Source organism: Acinetobacter sp. YH12106 (assembly GCF_013418995.1).
In the GTDB taxonomy this organism is placed as follows: domain Bacteria; phylum Pseudomonadota; class Gammaproteobacteria; order Pseudomonadales; family Moraxellaceae; genus Acinetobacter; species Acinetobacter pseudolwoffii.
Genome location: NZ_VPAV01000047.1, coordinates 1 through 5,779 on the forward strand (window position 1 = coordinate 1; position 5,779 = coordinate 5,779).

General features: G+C 36.9%; 5 protein-coding genes. All 5 read left to right on the forward strand.

Annotated elements, in window-relative coordinates; translation table 11 throughout:
• Positions 1–762 precede the first annotated feature (762 nt).
• The 5 genes from FTU45_RS14820 (at position 763) to FTU45_RS14840 (ending at position 5,386) form a co-directional block, all read left to right on the forward strand.
• Positions 763–2,619: a copper resistance system multicopper oxidase gene (locus FTU45_RS14820; RefSeq protein WP_159138998.1), complete on the forward strand. Its 1,857-nt coding sequence runs from the start codon at positions 763–765 to the stop codon at positions 2,617–2,619.
• A complete protein-coding gene (locus FTU45_RS14825) occupies positions 2,606–3,595 on the forward strand; it encodes a copper resistance protein B (RefSeq protein WP_005093385.1) in 990 nt (329 codons plus the stop codon). The genes FTU45_RS14820 and FTU45_RS14825 overlap by 14 nt, the downstream gene beginning before the upstream one ends.
• Before the next feature lie 623 nt (positions 3,596–4,218).
• Positions 4,219–4,575, forward strand: a complete 357-nt coding sequence (locus tag FTU45_RS14830; RefSeq protein ID WP_159516740.1) for a type II toxin-antitoxin system RelE/ParE family toxin — start codon at positions 4,219–4,221, stop codon at positions 4,573–4,575.
• Entirely contained in the window at positions 4,568–4,870 is a 303-nt protein-coding gene (locus tag FTU45_RS14835; protein WP_001140620.1) for a helix-turn-helix domain-containing protein, read from the forward strand. Before FTU45_RS14830 ends, FTU45_RS14835 begins: the two co-directional genes overlap by 8 nt.
• Positions 4,871–5,068: 198 nt before the next feature.
• Positions 5,069–5,386 carry a hypothetical protein gene (locus FTU45_RS14840; RefSeq protein WP_159516741.1) on the forward strand — a complete coding sequence of 106 codons (318 nt, stop codon included), beginning with the start codon at positions 5,069–5,071 and terminating at the stop codon, positions 5,384–5,386.
• Positions 5,387–5,779: the final 393 nt, after the last annotated feature.

A 5,779-nucleotide genomic window follows, 5' to 3' on the forward strand; every position in this document is an offset into this window, starting at 1 on the left:
GTTGAATTTCTTTGTCAGACATAGTGATCAGCATCTATATTTTATATCCAGTCCATGGTGATAAAAACCATCATAAACCAGACATTTTTATTGGTGAGAATATAGACACTTTAAATGGGTTCTAACAAACACGTTTCGTATAAGGTGTATTATGTTAATTTTAGAGAAACTACTAAATTATATTGAGTTGTAAATAGTTGAAATTCCGTTAAGATATATTGGATTAAATTCTATTCCTAGATAGCATTCGTGTTGACTCATCTCTCCAAAAAACTTTGGTTTTGTTTTCTTATGGTTTTTGCCATAGGATGGAGTAGTGTGTCTGTTGCATCAGTAAAGATAATGCATATCAATATGCAAACTGAAATGAGCCAAGATCATTGTTTAGATCAAGCACAGCAAGTCACTCAACATGGTATTAATCACGAAGTACAGACGAATACCGATTGCCATAATCATTTAGCTATTAATCACGAAGTACAGACGAATACCGATTGCCATAATCATTTAGCTATTAATCAGAATATAGATCACAAAAAGTGTCAGGAATGTTCTAGCTTATCCTGCCAGACACAGATCTCATGTCTTCATTCTTTGCAAAGCTCGCTAGATCCCCTAGATACCTTCTATTCTATAGATCAGCCTAATTTTTATTACCTCAACCAATATCTAAATGGGTATTGGCAAGAAATTTCACGTCCTCCTAAAACTTAACCAATTTTTTTTAAAATTTATTTATTTTTCAAAAATTAAGGTTAAGTTATGTCTCATAAAATTAGTTCGTACCTATTAGCAGGTATTTGTTTTGCATCGTCGCCTTTGGTTTTTGCCGAAGTGCGTGAATATCAGCTTGTTATTGATGAAGCAGTGGTCAGCCCAACTGGAAAGCCTGTAAAGCGCATTACCGTAAATGGTCAATTTCCTGCGCCTTTGCTTGAGTTTGAAGAGGGTGATGAAGCCATCATTCGCGTGAAAAATAATTTAAAAAACCAAGATTCTTCTATTCATTGGCACGGACTGTTGTTGCCGGGCATTATGGATGGTGTACCAGGATTTAATGGTTTTAACGGTATTAAGCCTCAAAGCGAGTATGTTTATAAATTCAAGATTCGCCAAAGCGGGACTTATTGGTATCACGCTCATTCTAAAGGACAGGAACAAGACGGCTTATATGGTTCTTTTGTGATTTATCCAAAAGGTAAAACACCATTGGCAGCACATGAAAAAGCTGAACGTGACTATGTGGTGATGTTGTCAGATTTTCATGAAAAAACCAGTGATCAAATTCAGAAAGATCTTAAAATTTCAGCTGAATATTATCAAGATCAGCGTGAAACCTTGGGTGATGTTTGGAAGCAGGTTAAACGTGATGGCATAAAAGCGACATGGTCTGACCGCAAAATGTGGAATCAGATGCGTATGCTAAAAACCGACATGTCGGATGTTACAGGTTATACCTTCCTCATTAATGGCAAAACACCTGAACAAAATTGGACAGGAATGTTTAAACCGAATGAAAAAATTCGCCTACGTTTTGTGAATGCATCTGCGATGTCTTTCTACGATGTCCGTATTCCTAACTTGAAAATGACTGTGGTTAGTGCTGATGGTCAGCCTGTGAAACCCATTTCTGTAGATGAATTCCGTATTGGTACGGCTGAAACTTATGATGTGATTGTGGAGCCAAAAGGTGGACATTATCAAATTGAAGCTGAGTCAATTGACCGTTCAGGTTATGCGATTGGTACGCTACACAATGAACTAAATCCTGTGACACACGGCATTCATATGCCTCAGCCACGTCCACGCTCGCTTTTGACTATGGAAGATATGGGACATGGTGGTGGTGATCATTCAGGAATGGATCATTCGAAAATGAACCATGGCGATATGAAAGGCACGGATCATTCACAGCATAGCGCAGTAAAACCGACTATGGAAGATATGGGACATGGTGGTGGTGATCATTCAGGAATGGATCATTCGAAAATGAACCATGGCGATATGAAAGGCACGGATCATTCACAGCATAGCGCAGTAAAACCGCAAAAAAATGATCAAGTGGTTTATGGTTGGGCAAATGCCTCTACACCTGCAGGTAATAAAGCCTTGCAATATAGCGATTTAAAATCATTAGAGCCGCAAAAAGATACTCGTGAAGCCAGCAGTGAATTGGTCGTGCGTTTGGGCGGTACTATGGAACGTTATATTTGGACCATTAACGGTAAAAAATTTAGTGATGCTGAGCCGTTAAAAGTGAAATATGGCGAGCGTATCCGTATCAAATTTATTAATGACAGTATGATGGCGCACCCGATGCATTTACACGGTATGTTTATGCAGTTGGAGAATGGTCAAGAGTCGGTAGATATGCCAAATAAACACACATTGATCGTACCACCGGGTAAAACAGTTACGGCTTTATTAACTGCGGATGAATTGGGTGAATGGGCAATCCATTGTCATTTGTTGTATCACATGAGTGCGGGGATGATGAACAAGTTAATCGTGGCGAATGTTAGCGATGAACAAGTATCTACAATGCCAATTCAAGGTACAAATTCGACTCAAACTCAACAAGTAACTGAGCAAAAAGGAGCTGAACATGCACATCACTAATTTTGTATTGAAAGCGATTTTTTCTGTTGCGGTATTGAGTTTAACGACCTTAAGTGTGGCGCACGAAGGGCATCATTCAACTACTCAGAATAATGGGAAAAATATGCCATCAATGAATCATCAAGCCATGTCTGAGATGAATCATTCACAACATTCTGCACAAGAGCATGCACAACACATGCAGATGATGGGGAAAATGAACCATGGTCAGATGAATCATGCACAACATCAGGCAACATCTACGGTTAATCATTTACATCATGTACCAGATGCGAATACTCAGCAGAGTTCGCATTATGATCATCGCTCAGAACACGGTGCGCAAATTTATGCGATTACGACGGTGGATAATAAGTGGTTTGTCAATGAAGATGGCACAGGCGGTTTAAAGTCAGAGTTTGAAACCCGTATTGGCACAGATGAAAATAAGGTTTTTATTAAAGTTCATGCCGATAAAGAAGAATCGCATGATGCACATTATGATGCCAAACTTTTATATAGCCGTATGATTTCAGACTTTTGGGATGCACAGATTGGTGCACGTTATCGCAGTGAAAAAGTTGAACTCGATGATCATCGCAAAGACACCGAAGAAAATGTTGATGCAGTGATTGGCTTACATGGTATGGCACCATATTTCTTTGAAACTGATGCTTATCTCTATGCAGGAGAAGACAGTTATGCGGGTTTTAGTCTAGAAACGGAACGTGATTTTCTGATTACGCAAAAGTTGATTATTCAAACTTATTTAGAGTTGGATGCGATCTTTAGTGATGACTCTAAATATGCGAAAAAAACTGGTTTAAGCAGTGCAACCGCAGGGCTTGAAACTCGCTATGAAATCAGTAAAAAGATCATGCCGTATATCGACATTGCCTATGAGTATTCAAAAGGTAATGATGAAACGTCGTGGCAAATAGAATCAAACTCTGAGAAAGGTTGGTTATATGGAGCTGGTGTTAGATTTAGATTTTAATTAATTTAATGATTACTAAATAGCTTTATTTAAATAAAACTCTAGCTTAATGTGGCCGGAAGCAAAATGTTAACTTATTTTGCTCCCTCCCTCCCATTTAACATAATGGGCGTTATACGAAATGCGATTTTAAATAATATTATTTATCAAAGGTTTAAGACAAAAAACACACAACCTTCAAGATCAAAAAACACACGTTTTAACAACTCGTGTGTTTTTTAAGCAGATTTGTAATCTTTCGCCAATAAAATCGTCTAAAAAATGCTCAATTTTGGCATTTTCCCAATGTTCTCAGCTCTTCCAGGGCGAAAACTATCCCCAATTACTGTGGATGAAATTTAGGCTATTTTGTACGCTTTGGCTCACATAAAACTCGGCCCTTTGCGGCTATCCAGGATAGGTGAATTTTCCTATGATGAAGTCATAGAGAACAGGATGTTCCAAACAACAAGAATAAGAAAGATCGCACCAGGAGCGTGAGGTAAGACAGGAGTCATACCTAGCAACCCAATATGAGAAACCCCGGCAGGATGCTGGGGTTTTTTATTGCCTATCTTTTCTCATTTGCAAAACAAGCATAATACCCCTAAAATATAGACTATAATCTATATTTTGGTTGTAGTATGTGGACAGTCATTACGACAGATCTATTTAATCAGTGGCTTGAACAGCAAGATGAATCGACACAAGAGAAGGTCCTAGCTGCCCTGGTTGTTCTACAGCAGCAGGGACCGAGTTTAGGCCGTCCTTTAGTAGATACTGTGTATGAGTCTAAATTTACCAATATGAAAGAACTGCGTGTTCAACATCGCGGTAGGCCCTTAAGAGCTTTCTTCGCATTTGATCCCTTACGACAGGCTATTGTTCTATGTATTGCTGATAAAGGCGGTAAAAAGCGTTTTTACCAAGACATGCTTGATATTGCAGATGAACAATACCAACTTCATCTCACCACCCTAGGAGATAAATCTAATGGCTAAGACTCTGCAAGAATTGTTAGCTAGCCGCTCTCCAGAGAGCCAAGCCCGTATTCAAAAAATGGCAGATGAATTACTGCTAGAAAATCAGCTTCATCTTATTCGTGAAGAACTCGAAATTTCTCAAAAAGAGCTTGCTGAAACTTTGGGAATAAAACAGCCATCGCTTTCAGCAATTGAAAATCGTGGCAATGATTTAAAGATTTCAACCATGAAAAAGTATGTTGAAGCAATGGGTGGAAAGCTCCGTATTGATGTAGAGCTTCCAACAGGAAAACATATAGGATTCAATGTTTAACAATAAAAATGGGGGCCTATAGCTCCCATTTTTAACTTCGTATAAGGTGTATTATGTTAATTTTAGAAAAATTTAAAATTAATGTCTCTTAAAAAGGCGATAAAAAATATTTTTTGATTCAGTTAGAGCATGTCAAAATATTCTATGAGAATATATATTTAAGATAATATTTAAGATAATATTTAAGGAAATAATCCAATGATTTTTAAGAAAATTAAGGAAAAGATTATACTCCATAAAAAAAATGAGCAAATATTCTATGAATTAGCTCTTACTGAGTTCTCAACTGGCAATAAACGACCTGGCCTGTGGGCTATGGCCCTCTCTAAATCGGAAGGATCAATAGAAAAAGCTAATGCTTTATATATTGGGTTACTTGCCGAAGAAATTAAAAGTGATGAATATTTAGAAGCTACTAAAATTGAGGCTATTGAAAAAGAAAAACAAAAAGAAATGAAAAAACTTATAGATCCTAGATTTAAAGAGCCACAACCTTACTTAAAGAAAGAGCATTAGTAATTGACCTATTTAATATAATAGGCTGTTATACGAAATCAAAAAAGCCTAGACTCAGGTCTAGGCTTTAAATTTTTAAAAATACATAAAAATCAAGTTGATATAATTAATTTTTCAGTTTCGTATAACGTGTATTATGTTAATTTTAGGAAAGCTTTAGGATTAATAGCTAAAAATGCGTTGCACTTGGTATTTGAATCTACGGATGAAAGAATGAAAAAATACTTGATACTAATAATAATCCTTATAATTTATTTTATTTATTCTAGGGTCTGTTGACATTTTCTGTTCAAAAAAATAGCGAGAAAGTAAAATTTAATCGCCAAACCAAATTTACTTCTCGCTATGCCTCGTACAATGCTGAATGATCAACACTGGTCTAAGTTACTTTCT